Origin of the sequence: Pseudomonas sp. F1_0610, assembly GCF_047470865.1 — a bacterium.
Lineage (GTDB): Bacteria > Pseudomonadota > Gammaproteobacteria > Pseudomonadales > Pseudomonadaceae > JAZDRH01.
Genome location: NZ_JAZDRH010000037.1, coordinates 1 through 19,470, shown reverse-complemented (window position 1 = coordinate 19,470; position 19,470 = coordinate 1). Strand labels below are relative to the sequence as shown.

Below are 19,470 nucleotides of genomic sequence, written 5' to 3'. Positions count from 1 at the left end.
GAATATGCTGGAGACCTAGATTCTGATGTTATTAATGTAGAGGATATAGATGAAGTTAGAGATGGGATAAGTGGCGTTGTATGGAAGATTTTTCATTACGAAAAAATAGATATAAATGAGTTTAAATGTTTAGTTGAAGCAGCGCTTGCAGGAACAGATAATTATGAGTTTTTGAAATGACTAGATTGCTCTACCAATGGTGCTTGGAATGATGATGAGTCTCCAGTGAAATTTAAATGGGTGTGTGAGTGTTTTTTAGAAGATATTGAATACTACTCAAACAATAGACAAGACTGGGAGCGTACATAGACTTCATCTGCCACTATCGTTATTGAAGAAGTTTTCAAAAATAGCAAGGAATGTAAAGCTAAAATGCGCAAGGCTACCAAGCCTATAGCGACCTAAGCTACCGCGTCCTTGCTAAAGCAGAAACGGGTATTGGCTACAAAACCAGCCAAAGCAAGCAAGAAAGCAGCTACGCGCTTTCCCAGCAGAACAACCTTACAGCTGGCGGCAATATCACGCTGACCAGTACAGAAAACGGTACTTGCATTACCGCTATCGCTACCATTTGCAGCATCAGAGCTATTATCGCCTAAACTTTGGGGGTTATTACTTAAGTGAGATATTTAATATGGATTGTTAGCTATGCGTTATTAATGGGCTGCGTTGTTCCACCAGCTTTTCATGGGCAATATGACTACCCTGAAGAAATTGTGCGTTATCAAAAGAAAGAATCCATAGGTCATACAGACCCTGAACAGCGTATGAAAGATTTAGTTGCTTGTGGTCTGCCAGAAAATGTTGAAAAACCTATGTTTCAACTGAGAGCCACTCTACCAGGAGAAAGCGGTGTAGAATCTGAGTTAAGGTATTATAAGTTAAATGACTGTATGCGAGAAAAAGGATATTTAGTTATCTCATTTGTTGCGTGTGGGCAAAAAGTAAGGAAGTTTGGAATATGCAAATAAATAGGTTTTTAAAATTATTTTTTATTGGTTTGTGTGGCTTTTTGTTGTCAGCTTGTAGTCTCTATTTAACCGAGAAACAACAATATATAGATAGAGATAATGATGACACTATCGAAAATCTTAAATGGTTTCCTGCTGTTATGGTTTGTGTAAACAGAGAAATTCCGCATGCTAAAGCAGTATTGGCTGAATATAAAAACTTGCCACAATATTATAACTATAATTTTTATACTGAAAGCCATATTTATAATAGATGTATTATAGAAATGGGGAGTTATAACTTTAGAGATGGCGTAGATAGGTATTTTCATAGAATTTATTATAGAAGATTAAATCTTTTCCCTGTTGAGTGGCCGGAAGGTTATAATCCTGATAATTTAGGTTTTAATTTGATGCGTTAATTTTCCAGCTTAGCTTTATAATATCGCCAGAAGTGATAACGGTACTTGCATTACCGCTATCGCTACCATTTGCAGCATCAGAGCTATTATCGCCTAAACTTTGGGGGTTATTACTTAAGTGAGATATTTAATATGGGTTGTTAGCTATGCGTTATTAATGGGCTGCGTTGTTCCACCAGCTTTTCATGGGCAGTATGACTACCCTGAAGAAATTGTGCGTTATCAAAAGAAAGAATTTATAGGTCATACCGACCCTGAGCAACGTATGAAAGATTTAGTTGCTTGTGGTCTGCCAGAAAATGTTGAAAAACCTATGTTTAAATTGAGAGCCTCTATGCAAGGAGAAACCAATGTAGAGCCTGAATTAAGATATTATAATTTAAATGAGTGCATGCTAAGAAAAGGGTATTTGTATATATCTGATATAGCTTGTGGGCAAAAAGTAAGGAAGTTTGGAATATGCAAATAAATAGGTTTGTAAAATTATTTTTTTTTGGTTTTTTTGGACTTTTATTGTCAGCTTGTAGTCTCTATTTAACTGAGAAACAACAATATATAGATAGATATAATGACGACACTATTGAAAGCCTTAAATGGTTTCCTGCAGTTATGGTTTGTGTAAACAGAGAAATTCCACATGCTAAGGCAGTATTGGCGGAGTATAAAAATTTACCAGAGTATTATCAGTATAATTTATATGCTGAAGATTATATTTATGATAGATGCATAGTTTCAATGGGGAAATATAATTTTAGAGATGGCGTGGATAGGTATTTTTATACAGTATATTATAGAAGATTAAATCTTTTCCCTGTTGAATGGCCGGAAGGTTATAATCCAGATAATTTAGGTTTTAATTTGACGCGTTAATTTGCAGCTTAGCTTTATAATATTACATGGTAGAAATACAAAACTAAAAGAAATATCGCTACTCAAACAATCGACAAGACTGGGAGCGTACATAGACTTCATCTGCCGCTATCGTTATTGAAGAAGCTTTCAAAAATAGCAAGGAATGTAAAGCTAAAATGCGCAAGGCTACCAAGCCTATAGCGACCTAAGCTACGGCGTCCTTGCTAAAGCAGAAACGGGCATTGGCTACAAAACCAGCCAAAGCAAGCAAGAAAGCAGCTACGCACTTTCACAACAAAACAACCTTACGGCTGGCGGCAATATCACGCTGACTAGTACAGAAGGTGATATTCATTTACAAAACACTCACGCCAGCGCTAAAAACACCCTCACCTTAGATTCAGCCCAGCACATAGTGCTTGAATCAGGCCAAAGCCAACAACACTCAAAAGGCCGCTCTAGTAACTCAGGCGCTAGTATTGGGGTAGGTGCGTCCGTAGGCGCACAAACCGGTGTTTATGCCTATGCTGAATTTGGCGTAGGTAACAGCAAAAACAAATCCGACAGCAACACCTACAATCAAACCGTTTTACAAGCGATATAAGAACTGAGCAAGGGTTGGCATAGTAATGGATCTTTATTCGAGGAAAATCATTAGTTGGGCGTTTTCAGATAGAGCAGACTCAAAGTTAGTGCGACGAGCCTTACAGCTAGCTATTGAAAAAAGAAGGCCAAAGGAGAATTTAGTTCTTCATTCAGATTAAGGGGGGACGGTGCAGCCGTGAAGCATTCCAGTCTTGCCTTCAATATCACGCTATAGCAGCCAGTATGAGCCATCACATTTAATTATTTTTAATTTTTATGAGTGCTATAAAAAGCCCGAAGCAGATTGTCCGCTTCGGGCTCTATTTTTGCAGTAAAACAATGTTGTCCAAAAGCTGCCCAACTGTAGCTAAATGTGGACATTTATAGACAGTTTTTGGACAGTATTTTTAATCTAAGCTATTGATTTTACTGGCTTTGTCTGGTGGAGCCGGGGGGATTTGAACCCCCGTCCGTCAGTACTCTGCTATCGGTTCTACATGCTTAGCCATCTCTACTGAGTTAACTCCGCACGGCCCGAGTGGCAGGGTGCTTGGAGCGAGCTGTGTAAGTTTTAGTCGTTACGTCCACAGCGAACTTGGCGACGATCCTGTTCTATCTGACAGTCGTTTCGGGTTTACAGGCATCCCCTAGCGACTGCTAGCTGATTAAGCAGCTAGAGCGTAGTTGTCGTCGTTGGCAACTATACAGTTTGCAACAGCGGATTTACGAGATCTGTTACCAACTCGGCATGCCCCTCAAGTTTCGCAACCGGCGTCGAATCCTAATCGGCCCCTGTGCCCAACTTTTGGGTGTCGACAAATGGTACAGCAAAATAATGCAGAAGTCGACTCAGGTTGCTAAGTTAGCGAGCTGAATTTAGACAATAGTCAGTAACTTTCAATTGCTTAGACTATTTATTATGTCTAGATCACCAGACAGGCTGTGTGTCAATAGGAATACCTTGAAATTATAAAAACTAGCCTTATCTATTAGACATTAAGGCAAGAAATAGGCTGTTTGCTGACTTGCTAGATTAAATTGAGAGGAATTTCTTATGCGTATAGATCGTTTTACTAGCCAATTGCAAATGGCATTATCCGATGCGCAGTCAATGGCCATCGGGCATGATCATGCGGCAATAGAACCATTGCATATCATGTTGGCGTTGCTAGATCAGCAAGGCGGCAGTGTTCGTCCTTTGCTAATGCAAGTCGGTTTTAATGTTAATGGTTTACGACAAGAGTTACAGAATAAGCTAGACCAATTAGGAAAAATCCAGCATCCAACAGGAGATATTAGTTTATCGCAAGATAGTGCGCGGTTATTAAATCAGGCGGATCGTTTAGCTCAACAAAGTGGTGATCAGTACATTTCTAGTGAAATGGTATTGATTGCGGCGATGGATAACAACACGGCTTTAGGTAAGGTGTTATTGGCGCAGGGCATTACACGTAAAGCGTTAGAAAACGCAATTAATAATCTGCGTGGCGGGCAAAATGTGGATGATCCTAATGTAGAACAATCACGCCAAGCGTTAGATAAGTACACTATTGATATGACTGAGCGTGCTGAGCAAGGCAAGCTTGATCCTGTTATTGGCCGAGATGACGAGATTCGTCGCACTATTCAAGTGTTGCAACGTCGCACAAAAAATAATCCAGTGCTTATTGGTGAGCCAGGTGTAGGTAAAACCGCTATTGTTGAAGGTTTGGCACAGCGTATTGTCAATGGTGAAGTACCCGACGGCCTACGTGGCAAACGCTTACTATCGCTGGATATGGGGGCCTTAATTGCAGGAGCTAAATTCCGTGGTGAGTTTGAGGAACGTTTAAAAAGTCTGTTGAATGAACTGGCCAAACAAGAAGGGCAGGTGATTCTTTTTATTGATGAAATCCATACCATGGTTGGCGCAGGTAAAGCCGATGGGGCTATGGATGCAGGAAATATGTTAAAGCCTGCGTTAGCGCGTGGTGAGCTGCATTGTGTGGGTGCAACTACGCTAGATGAATACCGTCAATTTATTGAGAAAGATGCTGCCTTAGAGCGTCGATTCCAAAAAGTATTAGTGGATGAGCCAAACGAAGAAGACACCATTGCTATTTTGCGTGGCTTAAAAGAGCGTTATGAGGTGCACCATAAAGTGCGTATTACTGATGGCGCTATTATCGCGGCGGCGAAGCTTTCCCATAGATACATTACTGATCGTCAGCTACCTGATAAAGCTATTGATTTAATTGATGAAGCAGCGAGTCGTATCCGTATGGAAATCGACTCTAAACCAGAAGCACTCGATCGTTTGGAGCGTCGTTTAATTCAGCTAAAAATTGAACAAGAAGCACTTAAAAAAGAGTCAGATGATGCCTCTTTACAGCGTTTGCAAAAACTTAAAGATGAGATTGCTGAGTTAGAACGTGAATATGCTGATCTTGAACAAATCTGGAAATCTGAAAAAGCCGCTGTGCAAGGCAGTGCACAAATTAAAGACAAACTAGAAAAAGCCCGTATTGAGCTGGAAATGGCCAGTCGCAATAGTGATTTAGCACGTATGTCTGAATTGCAATATGGCGTTATTCCTCAGTTAGAGCGTGACTTGGAATCTGTAGATGAGCACAGCAAAGTAGAACATCAACTACTGCGCAATGAGGTAACAGATGATGAGATTGCTGAAGTAGTCTCAAAGTGGACGGGCATTCCTGTAGCCAAAATGCTTGAGGGGGAGCGAGAAAAGCTATTGCGCATGGAGGAACAGTTGCATAAACGCGTCATTGGTCAAGATGAAGCAGTAATTGCTGTTTCTAATGCGGTGCGCCGTTCACGTGCTGGCTTAGCTGATCCTGATCGTCCAAGTGGTTCTTTCCTATTTTTAGGCCCAACGGGTGTTGGTAAAACAGAACTTTGTAAAGCCTTAGCTGAGTTTTTATTTGATACTGAAGAGGCCATGATCCGCATTGATATGTCGGAGTTTATGGAAAAACACTCAGTTGCTCGCTTAATTGGTGCTCCACCAGGCTATGTAGGCTATGAAGAAGGTGGTTATCTGACAGAGGCTGTACGCCGCAAGCCGTATTCTGTAGTACTGATGGATGAAGTGGAAAAAGCCCATCCTGATGTATTTAACGTGTTATTGCAGGTGCTGGAAGATGGGCGCTTGACCGATAGCCAAGGTCGCACAGTAGACTTCAGAAACACTGTTGTGGTGATGACGTCTAACCTTGGTTCTGTGCAGATTCAAGAGTTAGTCGATGACCGAGAGGCTCAGCAGGCGGCAGTGATGGATGCAGTAACTAGCCATTTCCGCCCTGAATTTATTAACCGTATTGATGAGTTAGTGATTTTTGATCCATTAGCTAAAGAGCAGATTGCAGGTATTGCAGATATTCAATTGCAGCGCTTGCGCAAACGTTTAGCTGAGCGTGATCTAAACTTAACTATTGAGCCAGAAGCTATGACTAAGTTGGTGGCTGTGGGCTATGATCCTGTGTTTGGTGCGCGTCCGTTAAAACGTGCAATTCAGCGTTGGATTGAAAATCCATTGGCACAGCAGATTTTAGCAGGAGACTTTATGCCAAATACAACTATTCATGCCAAATTGGAAGCCGATGAAATAGTGTTTAAGTAAATATACTTAAAATAGTATGCCGCCTATAGGTAAAACATTAGGCGGCATTTTTTTTGCAGTTGTTTAAAGGGATTTGCAAATAACGGTTTTGTTTTAAAATAATGTAAATAAAGTAAGCTAATAATTAACGCCTATATTCCAATCATTAGGAAATGTGAGCCGTTTCGGTGGTTGGTCTAATTTAATAGTCATAGTTAGGCGATTTTTCAAGGGTGGTGTTTGGCCAGAAACAGGGGAAAGGCTGGCGTTATAAGTATAATTAAATTGCCAAAGCATAGGCTTTACGAAGCGAATATCTACTGTTAATAATAATTCATCATGGCAGTTATCTTGGGCTTTTTTGTAATCGTTTTCTGAAAAACAGGCTCGGGTAAAACTATCGACATAAAATGGATATCCATGAATAAATGCTTGTGTGTTTCCTTCTTGTTTTAACTCATAAAAATCAGCTAGTTGTATATTTGCACCGCCACCTGAATACATTTCGTTATACTGATGAATCCAAGTAACAGCATAGCGATGCTCATCCATTACAAAGAGTTTAGGGTAGATAAAATATGAAATATCTACGTAATCTTCTGAATTATTATCCGCTTGTTCGATAGACCACTGCTGGCTGAGTTTTAAACCATTTGGGCTGGCAATAAATAGCGCTATGTGATTATCAAATAACAGCCAAATAGTCTGGTTAGTTGTTCTAATACTGCGCCATTTTGATTGGTTAGTGCATAAAGTTTGGAGCTGATGACAAATTTGCTGTTGTTCTTGAGTTGTTAATAAGTCAGGTTTAAATTCTAAATGCGCCAAAGGCGCAGACTGGGCTAGCTCCGTAAACCCTAAAAGAAAAAATATAAAAATGCAGGTTGTGTAATGCTGGAAATAATTTTTCATGAATTTACCTAGGTGATGTGCTGAACATAAAAGGTAAAACAATGCAGGGCGATGTTAGATGTAAATCAGAAGGCTAAAAATCCGATATTAGTTTTAATATCGGATTTTTGATTGGAACTACAACCTAAGTAAATTGTTACAGTAACTTAGTTAGGTACACGGAAATGCTCTTGCGTCATTAAGTCGATACCGCATTCAAGGTTTTCAATCCAAGCTAAGAATTGATTAATCATTTCCTTACCTTTAAATGGTCGACCATGCTGTGGAACAATCATGTCAACATCTAGCGTGCGAACCATGTTTGCCCAGTATTTACATACTTTATGGCTCACCATGTAGCGGCGATGGAAACCTTCCATATGTGTAATATGTTCAGCAAAGTTAGTTACTGGCTGGGCATCCTCTACTAAAGAAGCCCCCATGTCACCAGAGAACAAAATTTTACTGATTGGGTCATACAGTTGGAAATTACCAACGGAGTGTAGAAAATGGGCAGGAATTGCTTTTAAGCGTGCTTCACCTAACTTGAAGGAAGCGCCACCATCAGGTAAGGCAATAACGCGATCAGTTGTGCTAATACCATGGCTAATGGTTAAGTAGCCGGCGGTTAAATGAGGTAAAAAGCGAGCCCATAGTTTGGACGTAATTACTTTGGCTTGAGTATGCAGTAGCCATTTATCAAGCGCCGCAATAATGTCTGGGTCTTGGTGAGACGCAAAAATATAGCTCAAATCTTTAAAATTAATATGTTTTGAGATTTCCAAAGATAGAGGCGTGTAGGTTAAATCCCCACCAGGATCTAACAATAATGATTGATTGTTGTTAGTGATTAGAAATTGGTTAGATTGAATACCATCTCCACTCACTAGATCATCAAACTGCAGGCACTGATGAGTACCATTATCAAACAGCACAATAGGTTCACGACTCATTACGGCTTTACCTTAGAAAAATATGCATTCACTATGCCAGTGCAGTTTTTTAGGGCTCTGATTTATATCAAACGCAGAGCCGTTAATGCATTGGATAATCGTTTATGGCGTGGATAACGTGACAGGTTTAAAATTTCACGGTCACGCTTCCAGTCTGCTAAGTGTGGACTTTGAACTTTATGCATTGTGCTTACTAATTCAAATGCAAGGTCTTCAAACTGCATAAAACCTGACTCAAGTAACAAATGCATGCTAGGTTCATTCGTAGGAATGCTAAGTGCTTGGCGAATACAGGCTAGAATTCCTGTCAGGCTTGTGATTAATGTATGTGGCCATTTTTCTTCAATGGCGCAACTGTATAACCAGCCTGAAAGTGCTGCGAGCACATAAGCATCTTCAAGGATACGAAAGCGTTTGGCGTAATCATCCCAGCCGTCACCTGGTAAGCGCAGCGCAGGCGTATCGCTGAGTGTGATTTTTCCATGGGAAATATCAGGTAAAAAAGACAGTGCTGGTAGCTCTGTAACGACAAGATTCTTAGCCTCTTTAGCAATTAAACAGGCCTCTAGTTGTACAGGCTGTTCTTTTTGCTCAATGCGAGCTAATACAATAAACCAGCTGGCGAAGGTGGCACAGGTGGCAAAATCTTTAAAACCAGTGACTTTTCCTTGATCTAGGCGTGTATTGAGCTCACTAGGCTGTACTTTACGTTCTTCACTAATACAGAACGCTCCAATGCCATCTGGTGCATCAGGTAGCAGGTCATGTAAAGCTGCTTGGTAGCCAGCGAAAAACGCATAGCTAGGGTTAAGTGCAGCACGTCCGCCAAGCACAGAAAAATCAAATGGAGTGTCTAGCGAAACTAAATCTTTAAGTTGGTTAAACCACGCAGGCAAAGGTTGCTTTGGCAACTTTGTTACAGGGCTTAGAAGTTTAGTCCATAGCATTTTAAAACTCTCTATTGCCTCGTAAGTGTAATAATATTGACATATTTAGCTCCTACTTTTAAGTTGAACTTAAGAAGGTTTTTGCTCTCTGTATCATAGGGCGAGCGACAAGGAGACTAACTATGTCAAGTGTTACAGCTCAGAAAGATACTAATATTCCACGTTTTTATGCTGTGCGGCTCATTACTCCTGAAGCCATTCAAGAGGCTCAGGCACTACGTTATCAGGTATTCAGCGAAGAGTTTAAGGCTGAAATAACCTGCCAAGAGCCAGGGTTAGACATCGATTCGTTCGATCAGTTCTGTATGCATCTTGGTGTTAGAGAACGAAATTCAGGGCAATTGGTAGCTACCACACGCATTCTTAATAGCCAAAATGCTAAAAAGATCGGTTCATTTTATAGTGAACATGAGTTTCATTTACACGGCTTAGATCAATTATCTGGTGATGTGCTTGAAGTTGGTCGCACTTGTGTTGCGCAGAAGTACCGTAATGGAGCAACTATAGCTGTACTATGGGCCGAACTGGCACAGGTCATGAAAGAAGGCCGTTATTCCTATTTAATGGGCTGTGCTAGCGTTTCTATGAATGATGGAGGCTACCAAGCTTACGCTATTACTCAGCAATTAAAGGCAGAGTACTTTTCAGATGAGTACATTCAAGCCGTGCCTAAAAAAACCTTACCGGATTTAGGAACATTTGATAATGTAGTGAGCGTTCGCATGCCGCCATTGTTAAAAGCTTATATGCGCTTAGGTGCTAAAATCTGTGGTGAGCCTTGTTGGGATCCAGAGTTTAATACAGCTGATTTATTCATTCTGCTTAAGCGTAATCAGTTGGCTCAGCGTTATGTGCGGCATTTTAATGCAAGCTACTAATTCCTAAAGGAGTAACATGGTTATATTGAAAGCGTTGCGCTTTGCTTATAGGGTGCTTACCTTAACACTGGTGCTACTGCTAGCTATGATTATGTTACTTAATATTAAGCTGCTAAGTTTATTAGGTAAAAAATCATTAACGGCTTACAAACAGCAATGCACGCAGCGCTTTATGCAGCTGTTGTGTTTTGTTTTACCTGTGCATATTAAACAAACAGGAAAGCTGCCTAATTTACCTATGTTATGGGTCAGCAATCATATCTCTTGGTTGGATGTAATGGTTATTGGACAGTTGCAACCACTCTCTTTTTTATCTAAAGCTGAAGTACGTAATTGGCCTGTGTTTGGTTGGTTAGCTCAGGGTTCTGGTACGCTATTTATACAGCGAGGGCAAGGCCAGCAGAATCAGATAACAACACAAATTGCTGAATATTTGGATAAAGGCTATAGCCTAGTGTTGTTTCCAGAAGGAACTTCAACTGATGGACAAAGCGTAAAGAAATTTTATTCACGTTTATTGGCGGCCAGTATTGAAACTATGGTCCCAGTACAGCCTGTAGCACTGACTTATATTCGTGAAGGAAAACGTGACACTATAACACCCTATGTGGGGGATGATGTTTTTGCCAACCATTTATTAGCCGTGTTATGGAATGATTCCTTTACGGTAAATATCCAACTGCTTAAACCTATAGGGGTGCAGTGCCGTACGCGTACTGAGGCATCTAATCTGGCTTATGAGGGAATTAGAAAGGCAGTTGCAGAGCAGTGGTTACAGTATGATCCAGTAGAAACTGTAGCGCCTGACTGCCAAAAGGCTAGTTAGGGAAAATAGGGGCTGCTATGATTATTCTTTTTGAGACGATTTATGATGCATGCAGTTGCCCGTTTACGAGAGCAAAGACAGGCTGTTAGTAATAAACCTTTTCGCGCGCGCGGTTGTTTAGTAGAGCGCTGCCCTTCATGTCGTGTGGCACTAAAATACTGCATCTGTAAGTGGCAGAAACAGGTGCTAACGCACTGTGGTATTTGCTTATTAATGCATGATAAAGAACCTTTGAAACCAAGTAATACAGGATGGCTAATTGCCGATGTGGTACCAGATACCTTTGCTTTTTTATGGTCGCGTACCCAGGTAGATGAGAAACTATTGGCATTATTAGCAGATCCCCAGTGGCAACCTTATGTGGTTTTTCCTGAAGAGTATGCCGAACCTGAGCAGGTAGTGCATTCAGTAACGCGCAATCACGAAACGAGCAAGAAACCTTTATTTATTATCTTGGATGCTACTTGGCTCCAAGCTCGTAAAATTTTTCGTAAATCGCCCTATTTAGCTAATTTTCCTGTTTTAAGTTTCCAACCTGAACACTTATCACACTATCAATTGCGCCGTTCAAATCGTGATGATCATTTGTGTACCGTTGAGGTTGGTGCATTGTGTTTAGAGTTGGCACATGAGTTTGAAGCGCAAAATGTATTGGAAAATTGGTTTGCACGATTTACTAAACATTATTTGGCAGCAAAAAAACCTCCGAGTAAGGATCAGCAAGAGGCTTATTTTAGAGAGCTTCCTGTGACAGAATTATAGGAAGCTGAAAAGCTATATGTTTTATGCTTTGCAAGCATCACAAAAAAACACGTATTATGTGTAGTGCAATAGAAACAAAACTACATGTATTAAACTGCGACATAGGCTTGAACACTATTTCTAAGCTGGCAGTAAAGATACTATGATTTAATTAACGCAATTAGAGTAGGACGATTACATGGCTACTTTTGACATTCTGATAGCAGATGACCATCCACTGTTTCGTAGCGCACTACAGCAAGCGTTAACGGTCGGTTTAGGTGGCGAAGTACGCCTTGTTGAAGCAGCGAGCATTGCTGAACTAGAAGCCCGCTTAGCAGAAAAATCAGACTGGGATTTGGTACTTTTAGACTTAAACATGCCAGGTGCTCATGGTTTTTCAGGCTTGGTTTTATTGCGTGGGCAGTATCCGCAAGTACCAGTGGTAATGGTTTCAGCTCAAGAAGAAGCTTCTGTCATGGCACGCTCACGTGAGTTTGGTGCTAGTGGTTTTATTCCAAAATCATCTTCCTTAGAAGATATTCAAAAAGCCGTACGAGCAGTATTAGACGGTGATGTATGGTGGCCTGTACAAACAGAATCAGGTTCAGCAGGTATGAGTCCAGAAGCGAAAGCCGCTAGTGAAGGCTTGGCTAGCTTAACACCACAGCAATTCCGAGTGCTAACTATGGTGTGTGACGGCTTATTGAATAAGCAGATTGCTTATGAGCTTAATGTTTCTGAAGCCACAGTAAAAGCCCACGTTACTGCTATTTTCCGTAAGCTTAATGTGCGTACACGGACACAGGCTGCATTATTGTTGCAACAAATGGAATCACTACCTGCGTAGTGATTTCTTTAAACATTAGAATACGTGTAACTCATTGATTATAGGCGGTTTCAATGTCTGATTCTCCTTTTAAGGGTACGACTGGAATTAAGCGTATTTTAAACGCAACAGGTTATTCACTGGCTGGTTTGGCGGCTGCATTTAAAGGTGAGGCCGCTTTTCGTCAACTGGTACTACTTAGTGTAATTCTCATACCTTTAAGTTTTTACTTTGATGTTTCGCGTGTAGAACGTGCAATAATGATTGGTGTTTGTTTAATCAGCCTAGTGATTGAGTTGCTTAATTCAGCCATTGAAGCCGTGGTGGATCGTATTTCTCTAGAGCGCCATCCACTCTCTAAAAACGCTAAAGACATGGGTAGCGCTGCACAGATGGTAGGTTTAACGCTGGTTGGCGTAACCTGGCTGTTAATTCTTTTCCCCTAAGTGATTATCTTTCGCTACGCTAACCCCTTCGAGCGTAGCAAAAGAGGTATCCTTTGCCGTTAACAAGAAATCCTGCATAAAAGGAGCATCTTGCATATCGGTACGAATGGCCGCATACAGCGTAGAGAACAAACCTTTACTGCCAAGCTTTAATGCTGTGACGTAGCCTTTTGAGCTGTACTCATGAATCGCCCAGTTTGGCAGGCAACAAACGCCACGCCCGCTGGCTACTAGTTGCATCATCATGACGGTTAGCTCTGAAGTGCGAATATGCAGTGGCTCAACGTCAGCTGGATCAAGAAAGTGTTTAAAAATATCTAAACGCTCGCGCTCTACAGGATAAGTAATCTGCACCTCTTGTGATAACTCATGAGGTTCTACATAGCTTTTAGCTGCTAAAGGGTGTTGATTAGAAATAGCCAGCATAGCTTCGTAAGTAAAAAGCGGAATATAGGTAATCCCTGTTAATTGCACCGGATCGGCGGTTACTACTAAGTCTAAATCGCCCCGCGCAAGGGCAGGTAGTGGCGCAAAAGAAAAGCCCGACGCTAAATCTAACTCAACTTCGGGCCAGGCGTCGCGAAATTGGTCCACTGTTGGCATTAGCCATTGGAAGCAACTGTGGCATTCAATGGCGATATGTAAGCGTCCAGCTGTCCCACCTACTAAACGCGATAAATCTCGCTCAGCAGCACGCATTAAAGGTAAAACTTCATCTGCCAATTTTAATAAGCGCAAGCCAGCACTAGTGAAGCGTACAGGTTTGGTTTTACGAATAAATAATTGAGACTCTAAGCGATCTTCTAATTCCTTAAATTGGTGAGAAAGGGCCGATTGAGTTAAATGCAGACGATCAGCAGCGTCAACCAAGCTTTCTGTTTCACGTAGTGCGTGCAGGGTTTTAAGATGCCTAATTTCTAACATGAAAACTCCTTATGAGACTTTCGTTTTTAATATGAATTTTTTTAACGTTGAACAAGAAAATTCTTAGTTTGTTTCATGATACATCCGAAGCTAACAATAGTCCTAAGTTTTTCGGAGATAACATCATGGCACTAGCACATAATTTAGGATTCCCTCGCATTGGACGCGATCGTGAATTGAAAAAAGCGCAAGAAGCATATTGGAAAGGCGACATTTCTCAGGATGAGTTGTTAGCTGTGGGTAAGCAGCTACGCGCAGAACATTGGAAAATTCAACATCAAGCCGGTATTGAGCTTTTACCTGTTGGTGATTTTGCATGGTATGACCAGGTATTAACGCATTCGTTAACCTTTGGCGTTATTCCAGAGCGTTTTCGCCATGCGCAGGCTAAGCCAACGCTAGATACCTTGTTTGCCATGGCACGTGGCGCTGTAAGTACAGCCTGTTGTGGTGGTGCACATGCTCAAGAAATGACCAAGTGGTTTGATACTAACTATCACTACCTAGTACCAGAAATCACAGCGGATCAAGCGTTTGAATTAAGCTGGGAGCAGTTATTTGATGAGGTAGACGAGGCAAAAGCCCTCGGCTATCAAGTAAAGCCTGTAGTGATTGGCCCATTAACTTGGTTATGGTTAGCTAAAGTTAAAGGGCAAAACTTTGATAAGTTAGATTTACTTGAAAAATTATTGCCTATTTATGGACAGATTTTTCAGCGCTTAGCGGACCAAGGCGTGGAATGGGTGCAAATTGACGAACCTATTTTAGTGCTGGATTTACCTCAAGATTGGAAAACAGCATTTGAACGTGCCTATAACTTACTACAACGTGAGCCAGTGAAAAAACTGATTGCAACCTATTTTGGTGGTTTAGAGGATAATTTAGGTTTAGCCGCTAATCTACCTGTGGATGGTTTGCACATTGATTTAGTACGTGCACCTAAGCAGTTCCCAACGATTCTCGATCGTTTGCCTGCTTATAAGATTTTATCTTTAGGAGTGGTAAATGGCCGTAACGTATGGCGTTGTGATCTTGAATCAACATTAACAATTTTACGTCAAGCACAAGAACGTATTGCTGATCGTTTGTGGGTGGCACCTTCTTGCTCGCTGTTACATAGTCCTGTGGATTTGGCGCGTGAAGATAAATTGGATAGCGAGCTAAAAAGCTGGTTGGCCTTTGCGGTACAAAAAGTAGAAGAAGTAGCGGTGTTAACTAAAGCGTTAAATACGCCTACAGATACTGCTGTGCAAGCGGCATTGCAAGCTAGCCAAGCTGTACAGGAAAGTCGAGCACAATCACCACGTATTCATAAACCACAGGTACAAGCACGTGTTAAAGCTATTACGGCGGCGGATAGTCAACGTAAATCGGCCTTTGAACAGCGTATTAAACAGCAGCATGCAGAATTAAATTTGCCATTGTTTCCTACAACCACGATTGGCTCGTTCCCGCAAACTAAAGAAATTCGAGCAGCACGCCAAGCCTTTAAACAAGGCAAGCTAACTGAGGCAGAATATAAAGAAGCCATGCAGGCAGAGATTCGTCATGCAGTGCAGGTGCAAGAAGATTTAGGTCTTGATGTGTTAGTACATGGCGAAGCAGAGCGCAATGACATGGTGGAGTACTTTGCTGAGCAGCTAGATGGCTATCTATTTACGCGCTTTGGTTGGGTTCAAAGCTATGGCTCACGCTGTGTTAAGCCGGCTATTATTTTTGGCGATTTAAGCCGACCAAAAGCCATGACAGTAGAATGGATTAACTATGCCCAGCAGCAGACCAACAAAGTAATGAAAGGTATGCTGACAGGTCCAGTGACTATGCTGATGTGGTCATTTCCACGTGAAGATGTCACACGTGAAGAACAGGCACGCCAATTAGCTTTAGCTATTCGTGATGAGGTGGTGGACTTAGAGAAAGCAGGCATTAAAGTCATTCAAATTGATGAAGCTGCATTCCGTGAAGGCTTACCATTACGCCAAGCTGATTGGAAAAACTATTTGGACTGGGCGACAGAATCTTTCCGTTTAACTGCCAGTGGCGTGCAAGACAGTACACAGATTCATACTCACATGTGCTATAGCGAATTCAATGATGTGATTGAATCAATTGCAGCAATGGATGCGGACGTTATCACCATTGAAACATCGCGTTCTGATATGGAGTTACTGGAAGCCTTTGAAGCCTTCCACTATCCGAACGAAATTGGTCCTGGAGTTTATGATATTCACTCACCAAGAGTTCCAAATAGTGAGGAAATGGCCAACTTAATTCGTAAAGCAGCAAAACGAATTCCGATTAAAGGATTATGGGTTAACCCAGACTGCGGATTAAAAACGCGTGGTTGGAAAGAAACCAAAGAGGCCTTAGAAAACATGGTTGAAGCGGCACAAAAGCTGCGTCAAGAATACAGTGCTTAAGTAGCTTCCAGAGAAAAAGCCGCAAAGAGATTTGCGGCTTTTTTGTGTCTGTAAGGAACATTAAGTTGTAAGAATGGTTTAATAAGCACATTATTTGATAAGTAAGCAGAGTACCATTTACCACTATTGAGCCGTTACGTTATCAAAAAACTGTCATATTCATCTGTTGTAATTCTTAACGCCTAACCTTCTTAAAGTAGGAGAACGCCTATGTATCATGGTGAGCGTTTTAATGCGATTAGCCACTGTATTGGTGCCGTTTTAGCTGTTATAGGTTGCACATTGCTGGTGGTTTTTAGCTCGCTTCAAGGTGTAGTTAAAGAAATTGTCAGTGCCAGTGTTTATGGCGGCAGTTTAGTGGCTTTATATACTACTTCAACGCTGTACCACTCCTTTACAGGCCGCTTGAAACAGATCTTTCAAAAGCTGGACCACTGCGCCATTTACTTGCTGATTGCAGGTAGTTATACCCCCTTTACCTTAATTACGTTAGAGGGTGCTTGGGGTTGGACGTTATTTGGCATTAACTGGTCATTAGCTTTAATAGGCATTATTCAAGAATTTATTTTAGGTAAGCGCACTCGTATTGTATCACTGGTTATCTATCTCGTTATGGGCTGGTTAATAGTGATAGCTATCAAGCCTTTAATTGCAGCTATCAGCGGAGCAGGTTTATTTTGGTTGGTGGCTGGTGGAGTTACCTACAGTCTTGGCGTAATTTTTTTCGTATTGGATGAAAAAATTAAACATGGCCACGGTATTTGGCACTTATTTGTTTTAGCGGGCAGTATTATGCAGTTTGTGAGCATATTTTTTTATGTACTCTAGCCTGAATAGTGCATACACTGGCGTTTTTTAGAATCTATTGAAAGAATATGCTGCCGTTTCCGACCTTAACTACAGAGCGTTTAACGCTACGACCTTTACGCCTTACGGATGCACCACAGGTATTTGCTAATTTTTCATTTGACTCTGTCACTGAGTTTTATGATTTAGCGACCTTTACAGAGCTACAACAGGCTCAGCGTCTTGTAGAAACCTGGATTACAAGATCCAATGCGGGCGAAGGTCTACGTTGGGCCATTACCTTAATAGGGCATGACCAGTTAATAGGTACCTGTGGTTTTCATAACTTAAGTACAGAAAATAACCGTGCAGAAATCGGCTATGAACTGCATCCTGATTTTTGGCGCAAAGGGCTTATGAGTGAGGCTGTAGGGGCTATGCTAAAGCATGGCTTTAATAGCTTAAATCTTAATCGTATAGAAGCCTTTATTGATCCTATTAATCATGCTTCGCATCAATTACTGTTACGCTGTGGCTTCACATCTGAAGGCGTTTTACGAGATTACTTTTTTGAAAAAGGTCGTTTTGTTGATGCTCAAATGATGTCTATTTTACAACGAGAGTTTATTGCTTAAATTCTCTTAGCTACAGAGTACACAGGTTTTAATGTGAAAAAAATTCTCCTAATAGCAGCTTTGGCTAGCTTGCTACAAGGCTGCTTAGTGCCTAGCGAAAATGTACAGCCAAATACGGGCGCTAAAACGCAAAAACTATGTAAAAGCAATACAAAAGACCTTTTCAATAATCTAGCACCTAGTAAAGATAGTATTCAGCTTATAGAGTCTGGCGCCACACTGCAGGTGCTTTTTAAGCAAAGTGGCTTAAAGAGTAGCTGTCAATTGAATGCACATCAGCATTGTCAATTTATTAGTGAGCGCAATAAAAATCTGTACACGTCTTATGATCTAGATGTCTCTAACCCTGAACAGCTACTAGTACGCTCATACACTTACGGCAATGGCATGTTGCATAGTACAACCTTTAATAGTTATAGGTGCCAATGATGAAGGTATTTTATTGGTTAATAGCATTCGTTAGCTCGGCCTGTACTTTGCCTGCCCAAGCCAATAGCTTAGTTTTAGCAAATCATACCTGTTCTGAGACATACGACAGTATGAACTCAAAGTTTAGCCAGCAGGGGGAGCTAGCTGTGCTTAAAATTGGTCGTGTATTTCCCCTAGAGGCGAAAAAAATTTCCCAAAAAACGTGGCCACAAGATACGGCATCTACGGAATTTGTATTAGTAGAAGGTATTGTGCGAGAAACACAACGTAAACAACCTTTTATGTTTCGTGTTATAGGTAATGAATTACATCTTACGATCAATGAAATTAATGGTGAAAAGCGTATTCTGAGAGTGTCTTTAGGTAATTTAAGCAATACTTCTGAAGCTTTGCTGGAAACCGTCGTTATTGACTCACATAAACATATTCTTAGTTTGGCGCAGCAAAAGCTGCACTGCCGAATGAATATAGGACATTAAGCAAAGGCGCACCTATATCTAAGGTCACCTATCCGCTAGAGGTTTTAGATGAGCGAACAAAGTGTATTTCTAGAAGAAGATAGCCCTGCAATGCTAAAAGCACAGCAGCAAGCGCGTGATAGCTTCAAGTTTTTCTGGCGTGAGCTGTCGTGGGAATATAAACGTATTGTACCAGCGCTAGATTTAAGTTACGTAAAGGTTAAATTTGAGCAAATACTTGATGGTGATACAGAGCCTAGCGTTGAGTATATGTGGCTAGCAGAAATAGACTTTGATGGCGAGCAGGTAGCAGGCGTGCTAATAAATGAACCCTCCCATTTAACCTATGTGCAAGAAGGGGATTATGTAACAGTACCCTTGACACAGGTCGCTGACTGGCTGATGGCATGTCAAGATCAAACCTATGGTGGTTTTACAATTCAACTCTTACGCTCAAATATGTCAGAGCCTGAGCGCCAAGCGCATGATCAAGCTTGGGGGTTAGATTTTGGTGATTATAAGCACGTCAATATTGTGATTGAGCAAGAGCAACATCCTGATAACTTAAACGAACACCCGATGAGCAGAAATATGGTGGAGCGAGTGCAGGAATATATTCAAGAGCATCCATTAGCGCTCAATGATAAAGACGAAGAAGGCTACACGTTATTAATGCGCAATGTTATTGCAGGTAACTTTAATATTACTAAAGCGTTGATTAGTTTAGGTGCGGATAAATCAATTACCAATAATAAGGATAAAACAGCATTAGATTACGCTGTACTACTTGATTGGAAACCTATTATTCAATTACTCAGAGAATAGCTTTAGAAAACGCTGTATTTTTATGCATATGTGCTTATCTGTGAATTAGGAATCATAGGTAAGCATTTTTTAAAT

At 41.0% G+C, this 19,470-nt stretch carries 23 protein-coding genes and 1 other RNA gene; 19 read left to right on the top strand and 5 right to left on the bottom strand.

Annotated features, from left to right (window positions below; translation table 11 throughout):
• From VQ643_RS14900 to VQ643_RS14870, 7 genes are all read left to right on the top strand, one after another.
• Positions 1-180: hypothetical protein (locus VQ643_RS14900; protein ID WP_414200952.1), on the top strand; the 180-nt coding region annotated here is incomplete at its 5' end.
• A gap of 440 nt (positions 181-620) precedes the next feature.
• Positions 621-971 (top strand): hypothetical protein, encoded by a 351-nt coding sequence (locus tag VQ643_RS14895; RefSeq protein ID WP_414200949.1) that lies wholly within the window; start codon positions 621-623, stop codon positions 969-971.
• Positions 962-1,372, top strand: coding sequence for a hypothetical protein (locus VQ643_RS14890; protein ID WP_414200946.1), 411 nt, complete (start codon positions 962-964; stop codon positions 1,370-1,372). Before VQ643_RS14895 ends, VQ643_RS14890 begins: the two co-directional genes overlap by 10 nt.
• Before the next feature lie 118 nt (positions 1,373-1,490).
• A complete protein-coding gene (locus VQ643_RS14885) occupies positions 1,491-1,841 on the top strand; it encodes a hypothetical protein (RefSeq protein ID WP_414200944.1) in 351 nt (116 codons plus the stop codon).
• On the top strand, positions 1,832-2,242 hold the full coding sequence (locus VQ643_RS14880; RefSeq protein WP_414200941.1) for a hypothetical protein: 411 nt from the start codon (positions 1,832-1,834) through the stop codon (positions 2,240-2,242). The genes VQ643_RS14885 and VQ643_RS14880 overlap by 10 nt, the downstream gene beginning before the upstream one ends.
• A 223-nt stretch (positions 2,243-2,465) precedes the next feature.
• Positions 2,466-2,828 (top strand): hemagglutinin repeat-containing protein, encoded by a 363-nt coding sequence (locus VQ643_RS14875; protein WP_414200958.1) that lies wholly within the window; start codon positions 2,466-2,468, stop codon positions 2,826-2,828.
• A gap of 19 nt (positions 2,829-2,847) precedes the next feature.
• Entirely contained in the window at positions 2,848-2,988 is a 141-nt protein-coding gene (locus VQ643_RS14870; protein WP_414200955.1) for a DDE-type integrase/transposase/recombinase, read from the top strand.
• 261 nt (positions 2,989-3,249) lie between these two features.
• Here VQ643_RS14870 and ssrA read toward each other — a convergent pair.
• Positions 3,250-3,602: a transfer-messenger RNA gene (gene ssrA, locus VQ643_RS14865) on the bottom strand.
• Positions 3,603-3,863: 261 nt separating this feature from the next.
• On the opposite strand from ssrA, the gene clpB reads away from it, so the two are divergent.
• On the top strand, positions 3,864-6,428 hold the full coding sequence (gene clpB / locus VQ643_RS14860) for an ATP-dependent chaperone ClpB (protein ID WP_414200938.1): 2,565 nt from the start codon (positions 3,864-3,866) through the stop codon (positions 6,426-6,428).
• A gap of 117 nt (positions 6,429-6,545) precedes the next feature.
• Here clpB and VQ643_RS14855 read toward each other — a convergent pair whose 3' ends face one another.
• The 3 genes from VQ643_RS14855 to VQ643_RS14845 all read right to left on the bottom strand — a co-directional run bounded on the left by VQ643_RS14855 (position 6,546) and on the right by VQ643_RS14845 (position 9,198).
• Entirely contained in the window at positions 6,546-7,319 is a 774-nt protein-coding gene (locus VQ643_RS14855; RefSeq protein WP_414200935.1) for a hypothetical protein, read from the bottom strand.
• A 146-nt stretch (positions 7,320-7,465) separates the two neighbouring features.
• The gene (locus VQ643_RS14850) at positions 7,466-8,251 is read right to left on the bottom strand and encodes an MBL fold metallo-hydrolase (protein ID WP_414200932.1); all 786 of its coding nucleotides are present in this window, start codon (positions 8,249-8,251) and stop codon (positions 7,466-7,468) included.
• 62 nt (positions 8,252-8,313) lie between these two features.
• Positions 8,314-9,198 carry an acyl-CoA dehydrogenase gene (locus tag VQ643_RS14845; RefSeq protein WP_414200929.1) on the bottom strand — a complete coding sequence of 295 codons (885 nt, stop codon included), beginning with the start codon at positions 9,196-9,198 and terminating at the stop codon, positions 8,314-8,316.
• 122 nt (positions 9,199-9,320) lie between these two features.
• On the opposite strand from VQ643_RS14845, the gene VQ643_RS14840 reads away from it, so the two are divergent.
• The 5 genes from VQ643_RS14840 to VQ643_RS14820 all read left to right on the top strand — a co-directional run bounded on the left by VQ643_RS14840 (position 9,321) and on the right by VQ643_RS14820 (position 12,918).
• Entirely contained in the window at positions 9,321-10,076 is a 756-nt protein-coding gene (locus VQ643_RS14840; protein ID WP_414200926.1) for a GNAT family N-acetyltransferase, read from the top strand.
• A gap of 16 nt (positions 10,077-10,092) precedes the next feature.
• Complete coding sequence (locus tag VQ643_RS14835) at positions 10,093-10,902, top strand: lysophospholipid acyltransferase family protein (RefSeq protein ID WP_414200923.1); 810 nt, start codon at positions 10,093-10,095, stop codon at positions 10,900-10,902.
• Positions 10,903-10,944: 42 nt separating this feature from the next.
• Entirely contained in the window at positions 10,945-11,664 is a 720-nt protein-coding gene (locus VQ643_RS14830) for a tRNA-uridine aminocarboxypropyltransferase (RefSeq protein ID WP_414200920.1), read from the top strand.
• A gap of 178 nt (positions 11,665-11,842) precedes the next feature.
• Positions 11,843-12,493, top strand: coding sequence for a response regulator transcription factor ErdR (erdR, locus tag VQ643_RS14825; protein WP_414200917.1), 651 nt, complete (start codon positions 11,843-11,845; stop codon positions 12,491-12,493).
• 53 nt (positions 12,494-12,546) lie between these two features.
• A complete protein-coding gene (locus tag VQ643_RS14820; protein WP_414200914.1) occupies positions 12,547-12,918 on the top strand; it encodes a diacylglycerol kinase in 372 nt (123 codons plus the stop codon).
• Here the strand turns inward: VQ643_RS14820 and metR are convergent.
• Positions 12,901-13,842: a transcriptional regulator MetR gene (metR, locus tag VQ643_RS14815; RefSeq protein ID WP_414200911.1), complete on the bottom strand. Its 942-nt coding sequence runs from the start codon at positions 13,840-13,842 to the stop codon at positions 12,901-12,903. The genes VQ643_RS14820 and metR overlap by 18 nt on opposite strands.
• Positions 13,843-13,967: 125 nt before the next feature.
• On the opposite strand from metR, the gene metE reads away from it, so the two are divergent.
• The 6 genes from metE (at position 13,968) to VQ643_RS14785 (ending at position 19,395) form a co-directional block, all read left to right on the top strand.
• Positions 13,968-16,262 carry a 5-methyltetrahydropteroyltriglutamate--homocysteine S-methyltransferase gene (metE, locus tag VQ643_RS14810; protein WP_414200908.1) on the top strand — a complete coding sequence of 765 codons (2,295 nt, stop codon included), beginning with the start codon at positions 13,968-13,970 and terminating at the stop codon, positions 16,260-16,262.
• Positions 16,263-16,472: 210 nt separating this feature from the next.
• Entirely contained in the window at positions 16,473-17,090 is a 618-nt protein-coding gene (gene trhA / locus VQ643_RS14805; protein WP_414200905.1) for a PAQR family membrane homeostasis protein TrhA, read from the top strand.
• Positions 17,091-17,137: 47 nt separating this feature from the next.
• Positions 17,138-17,683, top strand: coding sequence for a GNAT family N-acetyltransferase (locus VQ643_RS14800; protein WP_414200902.1), 546 nt, complete (start codon positions 17,138-17,140; stop codon positions 17,681-17,683).
• A gap of 33 nt (positions 17,684-17,716) precedes the next feature.
• Entirely contained in the window at positions 17,717-18,112 is a 396-nt protein-coding gene (locus VQ643_RS14795) for a hypothetical protein (protein WP_414200899.1), read from the top strand.
• Positions 18,112-18,591: a hypothetical protein gene (locus VQ643_RS14790; RefSeq protein WP_414200897.1), complete on the top strand. Its 480-nt coding sequence runs from the start codon at positions 18,112-18,114 to the stop codon at positions 18,589-18,591. The genes VQ643_RS14795 and VQ643_RS14790 overlap by 1 nt, the downstream gene beginning before the upstream one ends.
• 48 nt (positions 18,592-18,639) lie before the next feature.
• The gene (locus VQ643_RS14785; protein ID WP_414200895.1) at positions 18,640-19,395 is read left to right on the top strand and encodes a DUF2314 domain-containing protein; all 756 of its coding nucleotides are present in this window, start codon (positions 18,640-18,642) and stop codon (positions 19,393-19,395) included.
• The last annotated feature ends 75 nt before the right edge of the window (positions 19,396-19,470 follow it).

Bases quoted from the DNA above. Each gene is read 5' to 3' on its own strand.
- trhA (WP_414200905.1), top strand. From the start codon at position 16,473: ATGTATCATGGTGAGCGTTTTAATGCGATTAGCCACTGTATTGGTGCC.
- VQ643_RS14835 (WP_414200923.1), top strand. From the start codon at position 10,093: ATGGTTATATTGAAAGCGTTGCGCTTTGCTTATAGGGTGCTTACCTTA.
- VQ643_RS14830 (WP_414200920.1), top strand. From the start codon at position 10,945: ATGATGCATGCAGTTGCCCGTTTACGAGAGCAAAGACAGGCTGTTAGT.
- VQ643_RS14850 (WP_414200932.1), bottom strand. From the start codon at position 8,251: ATGAGTCGTGAACCTATTGTGCTGTTTGATAATGGTACTCATCAGTGC.
- VQ643_RS14785 (WP_414200895.1), top strand. From the start codon at position 18,640: ATGAGCGAACAAAGTGTATTTCTAGAAGAAGATAGCCCTGCAATGCTA.
- clpB (WP_414200938.1), top strand. From the start codon at position 3,864: ATGCGTATAGATCGTTTTACTAGCCAATTGCAAATGGCATTATCCGAT.
- VQ643_RS14855 (WP_414200935.1), bottom strand. From the start codon at position 7,319: ATGAAAAATTATTTCCAGCATTACACAACCTGCATTTTTATATTTTTT.
- VQ643_RS14820 (WP_414200914.1), top strand. From the start codon at position 12,547: ATGTCTGATTCTCCTTTTAAGGGTACGACTGGAATTAAGCGTATTTTA.
- erdR (WP_414200917.1), top strand. From the start codon at position 11,843: ATGGCTACTTTTGACATTCTGATAGCAGATGACCATCCACTGTTTCGT.
- VQ643_RS14890 (WP_414200946.1), top strand. From the start codon at position 962: ATGCAAATAAATAGGTTTTTAAAATTATTTTTTATTGGTTTGTGTGGC.
- VQ643_RS14845 (WP_414200929.1), bottom strand. From the start codon at position 9,198: ATGCTATGGACTAAACTTCTAAGCCCTGTAACAAAGTTGCCAAAGCAA.
- VQ643_RS14790 (WP_414200897.1), top strand. From the start codon at position 18,112: ATGAAGGTATTTTATTGGTTAATAGCATTCGTTAGCTCGGCCTGTACT.
- VQ643_RS14880 (WP_414200941.1), top strand. From the start codon at position 1,832: ATGCAAATAAATAGGTTTGTAAAATTATTTTTTTTTGGTTTTTTTGGA.
- metE (WP_414200908.1), top strand. From the start codon at position 13,968: ATGGCACTAGCACATAATTTAGGATTCCCTCGCATTGGACGCGATCGT.
- VQ643_RS14800 (WP_414200902.1), top strand. From the start codon at position 17,138: ATGCTGCCGTTTCCGACCTTAACTACAGAGCGTTTAACGCTACGACCT.
- metR (WP_414200911.1), bottom strand. From the start codon at position 13,842: ATGTTAGAAATTAGGCATCTTAAAACCCTGCACGCACTACGTGAAACA.
- VQ643_RS14840 (WP_414200926.1), top strand. From the start codon at position 9,321: ATGTCAAGTGTTACAGCTCAGAAAGATACTAATATTCCACGTTTTTAT.